We start from the raw sequence: 3,127 nt of genomic DNA on the forward strand, positions 1-3,127 counted from the left end.
CCGGTGAAGTACATCGTCACGCCGGCCTTCTCGGCCGCCTCGATGACCTCGTCGTCACGCATGGAGCCACCGGGCTGGACGATCGCCGTCACCCCACCGTCGATCAGCACCTGCGCACCGTCGGCGAAGGGGAAGAACGCGTCGGAGGCGGCGACCGAGCCGGCCGCCCGCTCGCCCGCGCGCTCGACGGCGAGCCGGCAGGAGTCGACCCGGTTGACCTGGCCCATCCCGACCCCGACGGATGCGCCCTCGCGTGCCAGCAGGATCGCGTTGGACTTCACCGCACGGCACGCCTTCCAGGCGAAGGCGAGGTCGGCGAGCAGCTCCGGCGAGGCGGCGTCGCCCGTGGCCAGCGTCCAGGTCGACGGGTCGTCGCCCTCGGCGTCCACGTCGTCGCGCGCCTGCAGCAGCAGGCCACCCGAGATCGGTCGAGTCTCGGCACCACCTCGGGTGGCGGGAGCGCACTGGAGGATCCGGATGTTCTTGCCACCTCTGGGCAGCGACTGCAGCACCTCGACCGCGCCGGTGTCGTAGCCGGGCGCGACGATGGCCTCGGTGAACGTCTCACGCAGCTGCTCGGCCATGGCGACCGAGACCGGACGGTTGACCGCGATCACGCCGCCGAACGCCGAGACGGGGTCGCAGGCGTGCGCGCGGCGGTGCGCCTCGGCCACGTCGCCGCCGACGGCGATGCCGCACGGGTTGGCGTGCTTGATGATCGCGACGGCCGGCTCGTCGAAGGTGTAGGACGCGCGGCGAGCAGCGTCCGCGTCGACATAGTTGTTGTACGACATCTCCTTGCCGTGCAGCTGCGTTGCCTGCGCGATGCCGGGCTCGGGGACGAACCCGTTGACGTAGAGGGCGGCCGGCTGGTGCGGGTTCTCGCCGTAGCGCAGGGTGGTTTCCTTGGTCCAGGTCGCGCCCATCCAGGCCGGGAAGCCACTGCCCTGGCTGGTGTCGGTGAGCACGTTGCCCATCCACGACGCCACGTGCACGTCGTACGTCGCCGTGTGCACGAATGCCTCGGCAGCCAGTGCCTTCCGCTCGGCCAGGGTGAAGCCACCGGCGGCGACGGCGGCCAGCACGTCGGCGTACCTCTGCGGAGAGGTGACGATGGCGACGGACGGGTGGTTCTTGGCGGCCGCTCGCACCATCGACGGTCCGCCGATGTCGATCTGCTCGACGCACTCGTCGGGCGAGGCACCGGACGCGACCGTGGCCGTGAACGGATACAGGTTCGAGACGACCAGGTCGAACGGCTCGACGCCCAGGTCCGCGAGCTGCTGGACGTGCGTGTCGAGACGACGGTCGGCCAGGATGCCGGCGTGCACGCGCGGGTGCAGGGTCTTGACCCGGCCGTCGAGGCACTCCGGGAAGCCGGTCAGGTCCTCGACCGTGGTGACCGGGAGTCCGAGCTCTGCGATCAGCTTGGCCGAGCCTCCGGTGGAGACGAGCTCGACGCCGGCATCGTGCAGACCCCGGACGAGATCGGCGAGCCCGGCCTTGTCGTAGACGGAGACGAGAGCGCGCTTGATCGGGATCTGGTCGTGGAGACGTTCGGACACGGGGCTGCTCCCAAAATTGCTGCGGAGGGGAGCACCCAGGCGTTCGATGCTCCCTGGCTTCACTCCCTGGTGGTCACCCACCTGCGCCAGTCGTGTGGCGTCAGCCTAGTCGACCGGATCGCGGAGCAGTCAGCCGAGTCGCACGCGACGTCCGTCCAGTTCCCACCCTTCGCTGGCCATCAGCCCGATCGTGTCGACGAGCATCGTGCGCTCGGCGAGCTTGATCCGCTCGTGCAGGGTCTCGGTCGTGTCGTCGTCCAGCACCGGCACCACGGTCTGGGCGATGATCGGGCCACTGTCGACGCCCCCGTCCACGATGAACAGCGTCGCCCCGGTGACCTTGACGCCGTAGGCCAGGGCGTCCGCCGGGCCGTGCATTCCGGGGAACGACGGGCAGAGCGCCGGGTGGGTGTTGACCGTGGTGTGGCGGGCCAGGAAGTCCTCGGAGAGCAGCTTCATGAAACCGGCCGAGACGACCAGGTCCGGCTCGAAACCGGCGACGGTGTCGGCCAGGGCGCGGTCCCACTGCTCACGGCTGGCGAACTGCGAGACCTGCTTGACGAAGGTCGGGATGCCCGCCCGATCGGCGCGGGCGAGTGCCTCGATGTCGTCCCGGTCGGCACCGACGGCCACGATCTTCGCGCCGTACGCCGGGTCCGCACACGCATCGATCAGGGCCTGCAGGTTGGTCCCGGCACCCGAGACGAGGACGACAAGGCTGGTGGTCACTCAGCGGAGTGTAGAACTACTCGGCGCTGCCCCGGCGCTGATACCAGGCCATGACCAGGGCGCCGACGAGGCCACCGAGACCGAACGCCGTGATGGCGGCGACCAGCACATCGGGCACGAACGGGCCGATGTGGCGCATCCGGCCGGGCCCGACCGCGCCGCCGGCGACGGAGGCGAGCACGGCGAAGGCGACGCCGGCCGCGATCCCGCCCCCGCAGCCGCGCAGCGCGGCCTCCAGCCAGGTGGTCGCCGGGTGACGACGCTGCCACCACATGGTGGCGAGCGCGGCCACCAGCGGCGGCAGCCAGACCAGCGACGAGACCAGCACACCGGGGGCACCCGGGTCGGGCAGCGACGCCAGCACCGCGAACAGCGGGAGCGGTCCCAGCACCACGACACCGGGCGAGACGAGGGTGTGCGCGCCGACCGCGAAGCCGGGGCCGAGCAGGAACGAGCCGGAGAACAGGGTCGCGTTGGGCAGGAAGCCGCCGTTGGCGATGGCATACACCGTGCCCTCGCCCACACCGAGGTGGAGCTGGCCCATCATGGTGGCGACCGCTGCGACGCCCAGGGCCAGCGAGACCAGGAGCACGGCGCCCGAGACGGCGAGGAAGGCAGTGAGGATCGCGATCGCCGTGGCCGCACCCTGACGGACGACCTGGGGCACGAAGGTCGCCCAGATCGCCGCGCGGCCGGAGCCGATCGCAATGGCCGGTGCGGCGAAGACCACCGACATCGCCAGGCTCCACAGCACGACCCGAGGCACGCTCAGCGAGGTGTCTGCCCCCGCCGCGAGGGTGGCCACCACGACCGCCACCACGACATAGCCGACG

General features: G+C 71.1%; 3 protein-coding genes. All 3 read right to left on the bottom strand.

Going from position 1 to position 3,127, the window contains the following annotated elements:
* Positions 1–1,565, bottom strand: a 1,565-nt coding sequence (purH, locus tag RMO85_RS12210) for a bifunctional phosphoribosylaminoimidazolecarboxamide formyltransferase/IMP cyclohydrolase (RefSeq protein WP_310529000.1), incomplete at its 3' end; no start/stop codon positions are given.
* 129 nt (positions 1,566–1,694) lie between these two features.
* Positions 1,695–2,294 (bottom strand): phosphoribosylglycinamide formyltransferase, encoded by a 600-nt coding sequence (gene purN / locus RMO85_RS12215; RefSeq protein ID WP_310529001.1) that lies wholly within the window; start codon positions 2,292–2,294, stop codon positions 1,695–1,697.
* Between the two features lie 16 nt (positions 2,295–2,310).
* On the bottom strand, positions 2,311–3,127 hold an 817-nt coding region (locus RMO85_RS12220; RefSeq protein ID WP_310529002.1), incomplete at its 5' end, for a DUF6350 family protein.

Source organism: Nocardioides sp., assembly GCF_031422975.1.
In the GTDB taxonomy this organism is placed as follows: Bacteria; Actinomycetota; Actinomycetes; order Propionibacteriales; family Nocardioidaceae; genus Nocardioides.